Raw genomic sequence first — 15,043 nt, forward strand, 5'->3', positions numbered from 1 at the left:
AAGAGTGCGCCTGCCGGGTTAATCGGCCATGACAACTGTGCGTCAGTCCTGTGACAGCGCAGACCCGGCGCGCCGGTGTAGACTGGCGGCCTGCCCGGAGACTTTGCCATGCGTCCGATCCTGACCCTGCGCCAATACACCCACGACCTGATCGTCCACAGCCACGACCACGCGCAACTGGTGTTCGGCCTGTCGGGTGCGCTGGATTTCGAGGTCGAGGGCCGTGGCAGTCAGGTGCGCCAGCAGAGTTTCGTGGTCGTCCCCAGTGGCGCGCATCACGCCTGCGGCAGCCCTGACGGCAGCCGTTGCCTGGTCATGGACATCCCGGATGAACAATGGCTGCGCGATTCCCTCGGCAACCATGCCGACGCCAGTCGCCGCCTGCTCGATCAACCGGCGCGCTTGTCCCTCGACGCGGGGCAAAGCCAATTGGTCAGTTGGCTGGCGAACAGTCCGGTCAGCGATCCGCTGATCGCCCAGCAAGGCGCGGTGTTGCTGCTGGCCAGCCTCAATCACGCCCGCCCCGCTGAACTCGCCCACCGCCGCCTGCCTTACGCGGCGCTGGATGCGCACATCGATCAATACGCCGCGTATCCGTTGCAAGTCGCCGATCTGGCCCGGGTTGCCGGCCTGTCCAGCGCACGCCTGCACGCCCGGTTCATGGCCGAATGCGGGCAGACGCCGATGGATTACATCCGCAGTCGCCGCCTGCACAAGGCCGTCAGCCTGTTGCGCGAGACGGCCCTGCCCGTCGGCGAGATCGCCAGTCGTGTAGGTTACAGTTCGCAGAGTGCCTTTTGCGCAGCCGTCCTGCGCGAATTCGGCGCATCGCCCGGACGACTTCGGCGCGATTCCTACAACAAAAGACGATAGCCTGCCGACAGACTTCTGAGCCGCAACACGCTTCAATGTCCCCCATGTTCCCCTGTAGGAGCTGCCGCAGGCTGCGATCTTTTGATTTTGGCTTTTCAAGATCAAAAGATCGCAGCCTGCGGCAGCTCCTACAGTGATGGTGTTGTGTATCGACAGACTCAAGAAGGATTGCAATGACTCCGCGTACCGCCCTCGGCGCCCTGCATATCGGCGCTCTGATGTTCGGCCTGACCGGTGTGTTCGGCAAACTCGCTGCCGCGTCGCCGGCGGTGATCGTCTTCGGACGCGCCGCGTTCGCCGTGCTCGCCCTGGCCTTTTTTGCCCGCTTCGCCAGCCAGCACGGCTGGCAGAAACTGCAGGCGGTCGATTGGCGGCGTCTGGCACTCAGCGGCGTGTTGCTGGCCGGGCACTGGGTGAGTTTTTTCATCGCGGTGAAAGTGGCCGGCGTGGCGATCGCGACGCTGGGCTTTGCCAGTTTCCCGGCGTTCACGGTGATTCTGGAAGGGCTGATTTTCCGCGAGCGCATCCGCGCCAATGAAATCGTGCTGGTGGTGCTGGTCAGTGTCGGTCTGGTACTGGTCACCCCCGCGTTCGACCTCGCCAGCGGTGCCACCACCGGCCTGCTCTGGGCGGTGCTGTCAGGCCTGTTGTTCGCCCTGCTCTCGCTGACCAACCGCGCAAGCTCCGGGCGTATCCCGGCGGTGCAGGCAGCGCTGTGTCAGAACGTGGTGGTGGCGCTGTGTCTGCTACCGGTCGCCGCCCCACAGCTCAGCGAAGTGCGGGCTCTGGACTGGCTGTGGATCGGCCTGCTCGGGGTGTTCTGCACCGGCGTCGCCCACAGCCTGTTCGTCGCCAGCCTGGCGGTGATCAAGGCACGCACCGCCGCCGTGGTGTTCGCCATGGAACCGGTCTACGGCATCACCATCGCCTGGCTGCTGTTCGATGAAAACCCGACGCTGCGCATGCTCCTCGGCGGCGCGCTGATCATCGTCGCCATCGTGGTCTCGGCGCGGATGTCAGGCAGCGCCAACAAAAAAGCCGTCGCCGCCGAAGCCGCGGCTCACTGAGTACGGTCGTTGTGACCGAGGTCGCGGTCAGGGTCGATCTGATCGCGCACCCGCTGCTTGAGCACCTTGGCCTCCGGGAAACCGCCGTCCGCCTTGCGCTCCCAGATCTGCACGTCATCGCAACTGATGTGAAATACCCCGCCGGTGCCGGGCACCAGCGAGACCTTGCCGAGGTCATCGCCGAAGGTGCTGAGCAGCTCCTGCGCCAGCCACGCGGCGCGCAGCAGCCACTGGCATTGGGTGCAATAGGTGATGACGATTTCCGCTTTGGCGACGGTCATGTTCGCTGAAACTCCTGAGACAGAGGGCGCCGCTATAATAGCCGGCTTTATCGCTTGCCCCGAGACTCACCATGCGCCGATTGTTGTTCTGCCTGCTGCTGGGCTTCCTGCCGTTTTTTGTTGATATCAGCGTTCACGCTGCCGAAACGCCTCGCCCGAAAGTCGGCCTGGTATTGTCCGGCGGTGCTGCCCGTGGCCTGGCGCACATCGGCGTGCTCAAGGCACTGGAAGAACAAGGCATCAAGATCGATGCGATTGCCGGCACCAGCATGGGCGCGGTGGTTGGCGGCCTGTATGCCTCGGGCTACAAGATCGATGAACTGGAAAAACTCGCGCTGAACATCGACTGGCAGCAGGCGCTGTCCGACGCGCCCCCCCGGGAAGACGTGCCGTTTCGCCGCAAGCAGGACGACCGCGACTTTCTGGTGAAACAGCAACTGAGTTTTCGCGATGACGGCAGCCTCGGCCTGCCGCTGGGGGTGATTCAGGGTCAGAACCTGGCGTTGATGCTGGAAAGCCTGCTGGCGCACACCAGTGATACCCGGGACTTCGACAAACTGCCGATCCCGTTCCGCGCTGTCGCCACGGACATTGCCAACGGCGAAAAAGTGGTGTTCCGCAAGGGCCACCTGCCGCAGGTGATCCGCGCCAGCATGTCGATCCCGGCCGTATTTGCCCCGGTCGAACTGGACGGGCGGCTGCTGGTGGACGGCGGCATGACCGACAACATCCCGCTCGACGTCGCGCGGGAAATGGGCGTCGACGTGGCAATCGTGGTCGACATCGGTACCCCGCTGCGCAACCGCAAGCAACTGAGCACCGTGGTCGACGTGCTGAACCAGTCGATCACCCTGATGACCCGCCGCAACTCCGAAGAGCAACTGGCGGCCCTCAAACCCTCGGACGTGCTGATCCAGCCGGCGCTGGCGGCATTCGGCGTCACCGATTTCGGCAAGGCCCAGGAAATGATCGACGCCGGTTACCGCGCCACGCGGATTCTCGATGCGCGTCTCGCCCTGCTCAAACCCCAACAATCCCAGGACGCCGAACTCGCTGCCGCCCGCGCTCCGGGGCAGCGCACGCCGATCATCACCGCGATCAAGGTCGAGAACGATTCGAAAGTCGGCGACGACGTGATTCGCTATTACATCCGGCAGCCCATCGGTGAACCGCTGGACCTCGGCCGGCTGCACTCGGACATGGGCACGCTGTACGGCCTGGACTACTTCGAGCAGGTACAGTATCGCGTGGTGCACAAGGGCCAGGATCACACCCTGGTGATCAGCGCGCGGGGCAAGCGCAGCGGCACCGATTACCTGCGGGTGGGCCTGAACCTGTCGGACGACATGCGTGGTTCCAGCGCCTTCAACCTCGGCGCCAGCTACCGCATCAACGGCATCAACCGCCTCGGCGCCGAATGGCTGACCCGGGCGCAGATCGGCGACAAACAGGAGCTGTACAGCGAGTTCTACCAGCCGCTGGATGTCGGCTCGCGCTATTTCATCGCGCCTTCGGTGGTCTTCGAGGCACAGAACGTCGACGCGGTGCTCGACAATGATCCGGTCGCCCAGTACCGGGTCGAACGCTACGGTCTGGCGCTGAATGTCGGTCGACAGATCGGCAATAACGGCGAAGTGCGTTTTGGCGTGGGCGAGGCCTGGGGCAAGGCCGACGTGCGCATTGGCGACCAGGACCTGCCGAGCGAACATTTCAACGAAGGCTTCTACTCGCTGAAGTATTCGTTCGACTCGCTGGACAACGTCTATTACCCCCATGAAGGCAAGGACATCAGCCTGACATTGCTGCAATTCGAACCGAGCCTGGGCTCGGACACGCGCTACCGGCAGTGGGAGTTCAAACTGGACAAGGCCATGAGCCGTGGCCCGGATACGCTGATTCTCGGTGGGCGCTATGGCCGTACGCTGGACGATACCAATGTGGTGACCTCGAGCTTCCTGCTCGGCGGAGCGCGACAGCTCTCGGGTTTCCGCCAGGACTCGATTTCCGGGCAGAACGTCAGCCTGATGCGTGCGGTGTATTACCGCCGGTTGACGCCGCGTTCGTACCTGCCGCTGGACTTCCCGCTCTACGCCGGCGCCTCGCTGGAACGGGGCCGGGCGTGGAACAACGACAATGAATTCGACAGCGGCTACATCAACGCCGCCAGCGTGTTCATCGGTTTCGATACGCCGCTGGGGCCGTTGAATTTCACCTATGGCTTGAACGATGCGAATGAGCAGGCGGTTTATCTGAACCTGGGGCAGACGTTCTGATCACTTTCGCGAGCAGGACGGGCACCGCAGCTGCGCATGACACTCACATCAACGGATACCGGCCAATAAGGTTCTGGCCGTTTGCTTGAGCGGCTCATCCCCTTCCTTGAGCAGTTCATTGAGCAAGGCAATCGCGCTGTCGATGTCGCCGTCATCGATGCAGGTCTGCGCCTGTTCGAGTTTCTCTGAGGCGCCAGCCGGCTCCTGCTCCTGCAACGTCAGCGGCTCCAGGGTGAGTGAAGACGGTGGATCGCTGAACGCATTGAGAAAGTCATCGTCCAGCGGCTGCGCGTCCGGCTCGGGGATCCATTCCAGCTCGGCCTCGTCATTCACGCTGGTTTCGGGCAATTCGAAGTCCGTCGGCAACATCTCAAGGCTCGAATCCGACGCGGAGGGGCTTGCTGAAGTTTGATCGGCTGTCGTGTGGCCGTCCTCCAGATCCCAACTGGACGCCATCGACAGCTCACCCAGATTCAATTCGAATTCATCCTCCGGCGCCGGTTGCGCCGCCGCAATCGGTGCAGCGGCGATGACAGGCAACACCGGCGCTATCGCAGCCACACTGTTGAGCTTCGGATGCCGCGCACGAATCGCCTCCAATTGCTGCGGATCAACTCCTGCCCCGCGCAACCGGTGTTCCTGTTGCTCATATTCTGCGCTGGCACCCTGGCGCCCCAGCACTTCAAGCAATTGCACCCCCAGATCGGTGCGCTCCGGCTCCTTGTCCAGGGCATTGCGTAACAGCCCGACGGCTTCGTTCAGGCGCCCATAGGCCAAGTAAATCCCCACCGCCTCCAGCACATCGCCCGCCGCCGGTTCTTCACGATGCTCGGGTGCTGCGCTGATGCCGGCCGAGGGGGCGACCGGTGTGTCATCCAGGTCCGGGGGAAGACCTGCCGGGACAATCGCCATCGGAGCAACATCCTGAGCCCGTTGCCGGCGACGGCGCATCAATAGCCCGCCACCCAACAATCCCAGCAACAGCAGCAAACCGCCGAGCAGCGGCCAGTTGAGACCTTCGTCTTCGGCTGGCGGCGCGATGGGCGCTGGCGCAGGTGCCGGCGGCGTGATGGCCGGTGCCGGAGGCTTTTGCAGCTCGGTCAAACGCGTTTGCAGATCGCTGACCTGTTTTTTGCCATCGGCAATCTGGGCATCCTGCGCCTGCAGTTTCGCGTTCAGCTCATCGACGGTCTTTTGCAGTTGCTGGTTCTGCAGCACGCTGGCCGCCAACTGCTCGGTCAGTGCCGCATTGGCCGATGCGGCAGGCGTGGATGACACCGGCGCGGAAGGTGCGACGTCGCGTTGGCCCTGGGCAGCCTGGGGCGCCGTCGTGGCGGGTTCAACGGTGGGAAATTCAGAAGATTGCGGGCGTGGGTCGGGCTCGTCCGTGGCCGGCACGATGTTCGGCGAACCGGGCGGATCGATCAGCACCGTGTACTCGCGCAGCAAACGGCCGTTAGGCTGATTGAGCTGCAGCAGAAAATTCAGAAAGGGTTCTTTGACCGGTTTGCGCGAGGTCACCCGGATCATCTGGCGATTGCCATGCAGGATCGGCGCGAACTGAAGGTCGTTGAGGAAAAACACCCGCTCGACCCCGGCCCGGCCGAACTCATCGGCCGTGGCCAGGCTCACCGAGAGGTCGCTGGCACTGAGGCCGCCGGCATCGACCAGCGCGATGTCGGCCTTGAGCGGCTGATTGAGGCCCGAGTGAACAGTGATGTCCCCCAGGCCCAGAGCCATCGACCAGGTCGAATAGCTGAATACGCCAGCGACCAGCAGCCATTTGGCGCCACCGCGCAGTACCACGTGCCGACTTGCGAGCATGAGCATCCCTTAAATAAGCAAAACCGACTTCTATGCGTTCGCACATCCGGTACGAACACGATATTGCCCAGTAGTTCTTATAGTCTGCTCAGCGCAATCCCTCAAAAAACCGGCGCGCGGTTATGCCTCAAGATTTTTCCAGGTTGGCCAGAATGTGCCCGTGAACGCGCATGCACACCTTCATATCCGCCTCATCGATACCGACGAACAGTTCGCTGCGCAGTTGCGTGGCAATGGTCTCGATTTGTTCGATCAGCGGCAGCGCCGGCGCGCACAGAACGATTTTTTTCGCCCGGCGGTCTTCCATCACGGACTGGCGTTGCACCAGGCCCTGACTCTCCAGGCTATCGAGCAAGCGCGCGAGGGTCGGGCCTTCGACGCCGACGCTTTGCGCCAGCTCGCGTTGGGTCGGTGCGTCTTCGAAACGCGCCAGATGCAGCAGCACCAGCCAGCGCGCCTGGGACAACCCCAGACCCGCCAGCCGGCGGTCCAGTTCGGCACGCCAGCCGCGGGACATCTGGGCCAGTTGCATGCCAAAGCGGTGTTGATCGGTTAACGGCATAAAACACTCATGAGTAGACTGACAAATAGAGAAAAACTAATTATTAGTCAGCTAAGCATGACATTTGGCTATAGGCAAGAGCCGACCTGTACTGAATCGTTACAACTGCCTGACGGTTGGCGCAAACGCCGTCTTACATTTCGAATTCAGATTGCAGCGCAGCCCTTACGCAGTAAAGGACGCCTTCCGGAACCCGACCGGCGAACAGCTCGGCAACTTCGGCGACCGACGGCAACTCGCCCTCGCCGTCGAGGAACGCGTCCTGCACTTCGCCCATCAGCTCTTCAGGCAGATCCAGCGCCTGTTCCAGCGACAGCTGCTGCTTGCCGATGGCCTCGGCGAGCATGGTGTAGACGTTCTTTTCCGAGCACTGCAGCTGCCCGGCGATCTGCATCGGGGTCATGCCGGCGCGGGCCAGGGTGATCAGTTCGTGACGCACGTCGGCCACCACTTTCGGCGCTTCGGCCTCGCCGCCGAGCACTTCGAGGAAGGCCTCGCCGTAACGCTCCAGCTTGCGCGCACCGACACCGCTGACCCGGGCCATGTCGGCCAGCGAGGTCGGCTGGCTGCGGAGCATTTCCAGCAGCGTCGAGTCAGGGAAGATGACGTACGGCGGCACGCCATGTTCTTCCGCCAGTTTACGCCGCAGGGCACGCAGGGCTTCCCACTGTTCGCGCTCCTCAAAGCGCACCAGTTGGCTGGCCGGGCTCTTGCTGGCGGTTTTGGCGGTGACTTGCGGCTTGAGGTCGCGGCGCAGCTCCAGGGTCACTTCACCCTTGAGCAGCGGCCGGCAGGTGTCGCTCAGGCGCAAGCCGCCATAGCCTTCATGATCGACATCCGCCAGACCGCGCGCTACCAACTGGCGGAACAGCGAGCGCCATTCGCTCTCGCTCAGCGCCTTGCCGACGCCGAATACCGACAGGTGCTGATGGCCGAAGCTGCGGACCTTTTCGTTGTCCTTGCCCAGCAGCACGTCGACCAGATGGCCGACGCCATAACGCTGGCCGGTGCGATAGATCGCCGACAGTGCCTGACGCGCCGGCTCGGTGGCGTCCCAGGTCTGCACGCCATCAACGCAGTTGTCGCAGTGGCCGCACGGTTCGGGCATGTCCTCGTCGAAATACGCGAGCAGGGTCTGCCGCCGGCAGCGGGTCTCTTCGCAGAGCGAGAGCATGGCGTCGAGCTTGTGTTGCTCCAGACGCTTGTGGCGCTCGTCGCCTTCGGAGTTCTGCAGCATCTGCTTGAGCATCACCACGTCTTGCAGGCCGTAGGCCATCCACGCATCCGCCGGCAGGCCATCGCGACCGCCGCGACCGGTTTCCTGATAATAGGCTTCAAGGGATTTCGGCAGATCGAGGTGCGCGACGAAACGCACGTTGGGCTTGTCGATGCCCATGCCGAACGCCACGGTGGCAACCATGATCAGGCCTTCCTCGTTGAGGAAGCGTTTCTGGTGATAGGCACGCAGATCATTGGGCAGACCGGCGTGATACGGCAGCGCCGGGAAGCCCTGCTCGCTCAGGAATGCGGCCACTTCCTCGACCTTCTTGCGCGACAGGCAATAGACGATGCCGGCATCGCTGCGCCGCTCGGCAAGGAACGCCAGCAACTGCTTGCGCGGCTGCTCCTTGGGCACGATGCGGTAGAAAATGTTCGGCCGGTCGAAGCTCGACAGGAAGCGCTCGGCGTTCTGCAGGTGCAGGCGCTCGACGATTTCTTCGCGGGTGCGCTTGTCAGCCGTGGCCGTCAAGGCGATGCGCGGGACATTGGGGAATAACTCCGCCAACTGCCCCAGTTGCAGGTATTCGCGACGGAAGTCATGACCCCATTGCGACACGCAGTGCGCTTCGTCGATGGCGAACAAGGCGATCTCGAGGCTTTGCAGGAAGGCCAGCATGCGCGGCTGCACCAGACGTTCCGGCGCCAGATAGAGCATCTTCACTTCGCCACGCTTGATCCGCGCCGCGAGGTCGCGCTGCTGTTCGGCGCTCAACGTGGAGTTCAGCGCCGCAGCGGCCACGCCCAGCTCTTCGAGGGTGGCGACCTGATCGTCCATCAAGGCGATCAACGGCGACACCACCACCGCCAGGCCGTCGCGCAGCAGCGCCGGCACCTGGAAGCACAAGGACTTGCCGCCACCGGTAGGCATCAGCACCAGCGCATCACCGCCGCTGGCCACGCGCTCAATGATTGCACCCTGACGGCCACGGAAACTGTCGTAGCCGAAGATGTCCTTGAGGACGCGTTGAGCCTGTTCGAGCATAGAAACTCCAAAAATCTACCGAAACATCCCTGCACAGGCTGGTTCAGGACAGCCACAGCTGCTTAAACAAAACGTAAGAGCGCATTGCCAGACCACCGCAATACGAGCAGGGAGCGCAAAACGCGGCAGTATACCCGAGCCCTCCCCGGCAGGGGGTGCCGCTGAGTAGAGTCATCCAGACACAACTCCCTGCCCCCCCTGTAGGAGCTGCCGAAGGCTGCGATCTTTTGATGTTGATCGTTGAAAAACAAAATCAAAAGATCGCAGCCTTCGGCAGCTCCTACAGGGATAGGCGGTGGATCTGCCAGGCCGTGACGGGGCAAATCTGCCGTGCGGCTGGCTTGAGCGCTCAAGAAGGCCTAGAATTCCCGCATTGTTTATTCCCCCAAGGTAGCCCCGTAATGTCCTTCGCTGAGCAACTAACCCGCCTGCAAGTCTTTCTCGACGCCGACGAGCTGCACGAAGAGGCGCTGGATTACGTGGCCGCCCACGGTTACCTGACCGCGCTGTCGATCTGTGCAGAAGAAGTGCCGGAGCGCGAGTGGATCGACGCCCTGTTCGCCGAAGAGCCGCATTACAGCAGCGACGCGCAGCGCGAAGAGATCGAAGCCACCCTGATCGGCCTCAAGGCGCACATCGCCCGTCAACTCGCTTCCGACGAAGAGTTCGAGCTGCCGTGCGAACTGGACCTGGGCGAAGACCCGGACGACTCCGAACTGCGCGGCTGGTGCATCGGTTTCATGGAAGGCGTGTTCCTGCGTGAAGCGGCCTGGTTCGAAACCGCCGAAGAAGAAGTCAGCGAAATGCTCCTGCCGATCATGGTCGGTTCCGGCCTGTTCGACGAACAGCCAGAGTTCGAAGACATCGCCAAGGACGCCAACCTGATGGACGACATGATCGTGCAGATCCCGGAAGCCCTGACCGCGCTGTACCTGCTGTGCCAGGCGCCAGACGAAAAACCGGCGATCCTCAAGCCACGTCACCACTAAGATCCGGCCTATGGACAACCCCATAGGCAACCGCCCCCTGATGTTGCGCTACATCCTGCTGGCCATCGGCTGGCTCAGCGTGGCATTGGGGGTGATCGGGATATTCCTGCCGGTCCTGCCCACCACTCCTTTCCTTCTGCTCGCAGCGGCCTGCTTCGCGCGCAGCTCTCCGCGTTTCTATCGCTGGCTGGTCGAACATCCGAAACTCGGCCCATGGATCCGCGACTACCTCGACGGCAACGGCATTCCGCTCAAGGGCAAGGTCTACGCGATCGGGCTGATGTGGGCGAGCATTCTGTTCTCCTGCTATCTGGTGCCACTGCCGTGGGCGCGGGGGTTCATGCTGACCAGTGCGGTGCTGGTGACGATCTATATCCTCCGCCAGAAAACCCTGCACAAACCTTGATTCCCGCTGTAGGAGCTGCCGAAGGCTGCGATCTTTTGATCTTGTTGTTTAAAAATCAAAGATCGCAGCCTTCGGCAGCTCCTGCAGGGGACGGCGTTCGCGGAGGATTTTGTTGTTTTAGCCCGAACCTCTGTGACCGCTCGTCTTAAACCTGCCCGCACCTGTCAGATCTGACAGTAGGCAGCCGCCTCCACCTGATGTGAGATGAGTCAGGTCCGTCTGGACAGACTTCTTTCACTCAAGGTACGCGCCATGGATATCCAGTCATCAACTCTGAATCAGTTATTTGTGTTGTACCCGTTGATCATCCAAGGCTCGATAACACCGGTCAAACCCGATGGCATCGCTGACGTGGGAGTGTCCAGAGCGCTCGTAACCGCCGACCCACGCGGGCTTGAAGTATTGATTGACCCTTGGGTCGAACTGCAAATGCTTGCCTCGACCAAGGCCGCCAATGATCGAGTCGACGTCTACGTTGACGGCGAAAAAACCACCGCGGGCAAGACCATTGCTCCAGGTGAAGAAAATCAACGCCTCTCGCTGTACATACCATCCGATTTTTTCATCCAAGGGGTCATTGCGCTTTACTACGTCGTCACTCGTGTGGGTGGGAATGTTGAACAATCAAGAACATTAACCGTGCTGTATAACCTGCGTCCTTCGACGAGTCTGGAACTGACAATTCCATCCGACGTCGTCACCCATGGTGTGAGTGCCGAGCGGGCCGCGCAGGGCGTGTTGTTCACGTTCACTTACAGTAACCGCTGGCCATTCGATCGTATCGAGCTTCGGTTGGGCAACACGGTCATCAGATTCAACGTCCCGGATGCCCCGGCTCCGATCACCCTGACGCTGTTCACGGCAGACTTCGAAAAGGCAGGCGACAGCCGCGATGCGGTCGCTGAGTTCTACGTCATCGATCAGTTGGGTAATCGCGCACGATCGTCTGAGAAAATCATAGACATACACCTCAGCCGCCTTGATCTGCGCGCCCCGACCGTCATCGGTCAGTCCGGCAACAACTTCAGCCCGACCCAGCCGCAAATCCGCGTGGTGGTGCCTGCGGGCTCGCTCCTGTCCACCGACCAGTTGACTGTGCAATGGACCGGTTCGACAGCCGCCGCTGAGGGCTCCTACACCAGTCCGTCGCGCGCGGTCAGCGCTGGCCTGGAAATCGCGGTGCCTCGTTCGGTGCTGGCCTACAACCTGGACAGCCTCATCACCGTGGACTACACCGTTATCCGCAACGGCGTATCCACCACATCACCACCGCTGAAACTGAACATTCTTCCGCTACCCGCATCGGCCCTGATCCCTCCAAAAATCATCGACGCCGACGCAAACAACGTGCTCGACGTCAACGCACTCGGCACTAAAGACGCGACCATCCACGGCTTGCTCTGGACGCTGATCGACGTCGGTCAGCACGTATGGCTGTGGCTGGAAGGCAAGAAAGCCGATGGCAGCGCGCACAACCTGACGGTCTGGAATGGCGGCGGCAATTACGTCAACGCGACGTGGTTGAACCAAGGGTTCTGGCCACGGACATTCGCCAACAGCTTCCTCAAGCAACTTGGCCACGATACCGACCTGAACCTCCACTTCCTGGTAGCGCTGGATAAGAGCAACATCAAAAACAACGCGGTGGTGTTTCCGCTTCGAACCTACACCGTCCGATCGGTTGCCCTGGTGGCCCCGACGATCACTTCGGTGAAGGACTTGAGCGGCTGGGAAATTCCCGACAACGGCTACACCGTGCATAAAGAAGTGACCGTCAGCGGCACGGCGCCCGCCGGTCAGGAGGTGGAGGTTTTCGTCGACAGCCTTGCCAAAGGCAAGGCCAAGGCCGCAACGAACGGCGCATGGAGCCTCCCGCTCAGCGGCCTCACGCAGGACGTGCCGCTTAGCATCAAAGCCGTCGGCCAATACGGCGCCAATCCATCATCGAACGTGAGAAAACTCACCGTCGTGTACGGCCAAAGACCGGCCATTACCGCCGCGCATGACGCCAGCGGCGTTGCGATTGCCAATGGCGGCACGACCTCCGATACCAGCGTCACACTGTCGGGTACGGCCAACGCATTTCTTGAAGTCGAAATCTTCGATGGCACTACGTCAAAGGGCAAGGTCAAGGCTGACGCCAGCGGTAAATGGAGATTCACGCTCACGGGTCTGACCCGAGCCAGTCACGGATTCACGGCGAAAGCGCTGTACGGTTCGAGTACTGTTTCACCAGTGTGGACGGTGATCGTCGGGCAGGAGGTGGCGCCGACGATTACCTCTGTCAAAGGCTCACCCAGCGGTATAGAAATTCCGAATGGCGGCACCACGGTCGAGACCGCCGTTACCCTCACCGGTATGGCGGCCAAGGGTATGCAGGTTGAAGTATTCAACGGTACGGTTTCCAAAGGCAAAGCCATCGCGAATCCCTCGAACGGGATCTGGACATTATTGATTACCGGGCTGGCAGTGGCGACACACAACCTGCACGCCAAAGCACTGTATGGCTCAGGGCAAACCACAGCCAAAAGGCAGTTCTACATCATCGCTGAGCTGCAGCGGGATTTCACCGACTTTGCTGACAGTAACCGGAATGGCTGGGCTGACGGGGCGGGCGTTGGCCGAGACGATGTGAAAATGGTGACCGTCGCCAACAACGTGAGACTTCAAAACTACACGTACACCAATGCCTCCAGTGGCGTCATCCTTCACAAAACCTTTAACAATCTACGCCCCAAAGCTTCGTATCGATTCACCATCAAGGTCGTTCGGTTCGATGGCCGGTTCGCGGTTCCACGCTTATCGCTCAGAGCCGCCGGCGCCACGGTTGCAGGCCCTATGAACATTACGTCAATGTCTACCTGGACGGTTCTGTCGGGCACATTTACCGCCACCCAATATCAAGCCGTGCTGGATGTTTATAGCCATATTGCGACAGGAGAAGGTAACGACTATCAGATTGACGACATTGAGGTCGTCCGTGTGTAGTTGACTGAAGCAGGGTTGGTCGCGCAGGGAGGCCAACACCGAATCGCTGCAGGTCAATGCCTGCAAGTCCATGGCGTCGACCAGTGTGATGCACAGCGAGCTCGCAAGGACGCTGAATACGCCGTATCGCAACAAAAAACGGGGGCGGATCAAATGATCCGCCCCCTTTGTATTTCCGCATTATCTGCCGTGTTCAAAGCCTGCTCGCGATGAGGCCACCACGGCTGGCGCCTAATCCTTGGGCGCGACGTTATCCAGTGCCTGATTCACCGCCAACTCGCCCAGCATCACCACTTGGGCAATGCCCAGCGCTGTATTGCGACTCGGCCCTTCCAGCGTGCCGGCGAAATCACCGAGCATCACCGTGACCGAGGCCAGGGATTCGCAGGCGTTGGCCAGCAGGGATTCGGTATCGGTTTGCGGGTTGACCATGAACATGCTGCTGGGGGTGTACGGCGTCGCCATGATGTGCGCGGGCGCGAGGTAGTGGTCGAGGGCGCGCTCGGCGGCTTCGTGGAGTTTTCGGGAGTTGAGTGATTCGTAGGGTGATACCGCTTCTGTGGGCGGCGGATTGGGGGTGGTTTCGGACATCAGCTGGAACTCCGATCGAGGCACTTTGAAAGAATGAGTCTCTGTAGGAGCTGCCGAAGGTTCGGGCCGCGTTCGGACGATCTTTTGATGTTGCTTTTTAAAACAAGATCGAAAGATCGCAGCCTGCGGCAGCTCCTACAGGGACCGGTCAGTTAGTTCGGCACGCGGCGGCCGTCCAGGACTCGGTTGACCATTAGTTCACTGAGCATGATCACCTGATGCAGCATCAGCACGGCGCGGCGGTGTGAGTCGTCGAGCGCGCTGCCGATATCGCGCGCCATGTCGCTGGCGGCGGCTAGCGATTCGCAGGCTTCGACGAGCAAGGTTTCTTCGTCCACGGTCGGGTCGATGAGGAAGATTCTGTTCGATTTGCGTGACGAGGTTGAAGGGATCGAGATCTTCAGTGCGCCGGGGTTGAGGTAGAACTTGATGGCGCGGTCGGTCGCCTCTTTTATCTTCTGCGGGTCGAGGGCCGGGTCGTAGGGGATCGGGTCGACGTCTGGGGGGTTGGGTGTGGATTTGAACATAGGTGAAGCTCCTGCTTAGCAAAAGTTAGGAGCCATCACTCTCGCTACCAAACGAGGGTGGCGGCCATACGCAGGTTGGTAGACCGGTCTAAGCAGGAAAACCCGGCGCTCTCGAAAGAGCCCCACGCATGGCCACCATATAAAATTGAGCCCCGCTGAAAAGGGACCGCATATGGTGTCGCCATCACACTTAGAAACGGGCTACCAAACCCGATCACTGTTTTCAGTGACAAGGAAACGATATAGCCCGGCCCATAGCCGTGTAAGCCGGCGGATTCTGGCGTAGGCGTAGGTAACGGCGCAAGGCGTTGTAGCCGTTATGGCGTAACGGCTCGTGTACTTTAAACAGGTTCGCGCGGGTTACGTTTAAGTGCAGACAGTGGCCGAATGTTGTCCCCG

12 protein-coding genes are annotated in these 15,043 nt (G+C 61.2%); 6 read left to right on the top strand and 6 right to left on the bottom strand.

Annotated elements, in window-relative coordinates; translation table 11 throughout:
* The first annotated feature begins 108 nt into the window (after positions 1 to 108).
* Positions 109 to 873, top strand: coding sequence for an AraC family transcriptional regulator (locus J5M57_RS06570; RefSeq protein ID WP_207848236.1), 765 nt, complete (start codon positions 109 to 111; stop codon positions 871 to 873).
* Between the two features lie 173 nt (positions 874 to 1,046).
* Positions 1,047 to 1,940 (top strand): DMT family transporter, encoded by an 894-nt coding sequence (locus J5M57_RS06575; protein WP_169841006.1) that lies wholly within the window; start codon positions 1,047 to 1,049, stop codon positions 1,938 to 1,940.
* On the opposite strand, the gene J5M57_RS06580 is transcribed toward J5M57_RS06575, so the two are convergent.
* Entirely contained in the window at positions 1,934 to 2,221 is a 288-nt protein-coding gene (locus J5M57_RS06580) for a SelT/SelW/SelH family protein (protein WP_064586521.1), read from the bottom strand. The genes J5M57_RS06575 and J5M57_RS06580 overlap by 7 nt on opposite strands.
* Before the next feature lie 71 nt (positions 2,222 to 2,292).
* Here J5M57_RS06580 and J5M57_RS06585 point away from each other — a divergent pair, with 71 nt between their 5' ends.
* The gene (locus J5M57_RS06585; protein WP_083366637.1) at positions 2,293 to 4,494 is read left to right on the top strand and encodes a patatin-like phospholipase family protein; all 2,202 of its coding nucleotides are present in this window, start codon (positions 2,293 to 2,295) and stop codon (positions 4,492 to 4,494) included.
* A gap of 48 nt (positions 4,495 to 4,542) precedes the next feature.
* Here J5M57_RS06585 and J5M57_RS06590 read toward each other — a convergent pair whose 3' ends face one another.
* From J5M57_RS06590 to recQ, 3 genes are all read right to left on the bottom strand, one after another.
* A complete protein-coding gene (locus J5M57_RS06590; protein WP_207848237.1) occupies positions 4,543 to 6,318 on the bottom strand; it encodes a FimV/HubP family polar landmark protein in 1,776 nt (591 codons plus the stop codon).
* A gap of 127 nt (positions 6,319 to 6,445) precedes the next feature.
* A complete protein-coding gene (locus J5M57_RS06595; protein ID WP_064586519.1) occupies positions 6,446 to 6,880 on the bottom strand; it encodes a MarR family transcriptional regulator in 435 nt (144 codons plus the stop codon).
* 133 nt (positions 6,881 to 7,013) lie between these two features.
* Entirely contained in the window at positions 7,014 to 9,143 is a 2,130-nt protein-coding gene (gene recQ, locus J5M57_RS06600; protein WP_064586518.1) for a DNA helicase RecQ, read from the bottom strand.
* Positions 9,144 to 9,544: 401 nt separating this feature from the next.
* Between recQ and J5M57_RS06605 the strand changes: the two genes are divergently transcribed.
* From J5M57_RS06605 to J5M57_RS06615, 3 genes are all read left to right on the top strand, one after another.
* Positions 9,545 to 10,132: a YecA family protein gene (locus J5M57_RS06605; protein WP_207848238.1), complete on the top strand. Its 588-nt coding sequence runs from the start codon at positions 9,545 to 9,547 to the stop codon at positions 10,130 to 10,132.
* A 10-nt stretch (positions 10,133 to 10,142) separates the two neighbouring features.
* Positions 10,143 to 10,538: a YbaN family protein gene (locus tag J5M57_RS06610; RefSeq protein WP_207848239.1), complete on the top strand. Its 396-nt coding sequence runs from the start codon at positions 10,143 to 10,145 to the stop codon at positions 10,536 to 10,538.
* A 252-nt stretch (positions 10,539 to 10,790) separates the two neighbouring features.
* Entirely contained in the window at positions 10,791 to 13,526 is a 2,736-nt protein-coding gene (locus J5M57_RS06615) for a hypothetical protein (RefSeq protein ID WP_207848240.1), read from the top strand.
* 231 nt (positions 13,527 to 13,757) lie between these two features.
* On the opposite strand, the gene J5M57_RS06620 is transcribed toward J5M57_RS06615, so the two are convergent.
* Positions 13,758 to 14,117 (bottom strand): DUF6124 family protein, encoded by a 360-nt coding sequence (locus J5M57_RS06620; RefSeq protein WP_207848241.1) that lies wholly within the window; start codon positions 14,115 to 14,117, stop codon positions 13,758 to 13,760.
* A gap of 152 nt (positions 14,118 to 14,269) precedes the next feature.
* Complete coding sequence (locus tag J5M57_RS06625) at positions 14,270 to 14,644, bottom strand: DUF6124 family protein (RefSeq protein ID WP_207848242.1); 375 nt, start codon at positions 14,642 to 14,644, stop codon at positions 14,270 to 14,272.
* Positions 14,645 to 15,043 lie beyond the last annotated feature (399 nt).

The sequence above is a fragment of the Pseudomonas sp. 86_A genome, assembly GCF_017491705.1.
In the GTDB taxonomy this organism is placed as follows: Bacteria; Pseudomonadota; Gammaproteobacteria; order Pseudomonadales; family Pseudomonadaceae; genus Aquipseudomonas; species Aquipseudomonas koreensis.

Bases quoted from the DNA above. Each gene is read 5' to 3' on its own strand.
- J5M57_RS06570 (WP_207848236.1), top strand. From the start codon at position 109: ATGCGTCCGATCCTGACCCTGCGCCAATACACCCACGACCTGATCGTC.
- J5M57_RS06575 (WP_169841006.1), top strand. From the start codon at position 1,047: ATGACTCCGCGTACCGCCCTCGGCGCCCTGCATATCGGCGCTCTGATG.
- J5M57_RS06580 (WP_064586521.1), bottom strand. From the start codon at position 2,221: ATGACCGTCGCCAAAGCGGAAATCGTCATCACCTATTGCACCCAATGC.
- J5M57_RS06585 (WP_083366637.1), top strand. From the start codon at position 2,293: ATGCGCCGATTGTTGTTCTGCCTGCTGCTGGGCTTCCTGCCGTTTTTT.
- J5M57_RS06590 (WP_207848237.1), bottom strand. From the start codon at position 6,318: ATGCTCGCAAGTCGGCACGTGGTACTGCGCGGTGGCGCCAAATGGCTG.
- J5M57_RS06595 (WP_064586519.1), bottom strand. From the start codon at position 6,880: ATGCCGTTAACCGATCAACACCGCTTTGGCATGCAACTGGCCCAGATG.
- recQ (WP_064586518.1), bottom strand. From the start codon at position 9,143: ATGCTCGAACAGGCTCAACGCGTCCTCAAGGACATCTTCGGCTACGAC.
- J5M57_RS06605 (WP_207848238.1), top strand. From the start codon at position 9,545: ATGTCCTTCGCTGAGCAACTAACCCGCCTGCAAGTCTTTCTCGACGCC.
- J5M57_RS06610 (WP_207848239.1), top strand. From the start codon at position 10,143: ATGGACAACCCCATAGGCAACCGCCCCCTGATGTTGCGCTACATCCTG.
- J5M57_RS06615 (WP_207848240.1), top strand. From the start codon at position 10,791: ATGGATATCCAGTCATCAACTCTGAATCAGTTATTTGTGTTGTACCCG.
- J5M57_RS06620 (WP_207848241.1), bottom strand. From the start codon at position 14,117: ATGTCCGAAACCACCCCCAATCCGCCGCCCACAGAAGCGGTATCACCC.
- J5M57_RS06625 (WP_207848242.1), bottom strand. From the start codon at position 14,644: ATGTTCAAATCCACACCCAACCCCCCAGACGTCGACCCGATCCCCTAC.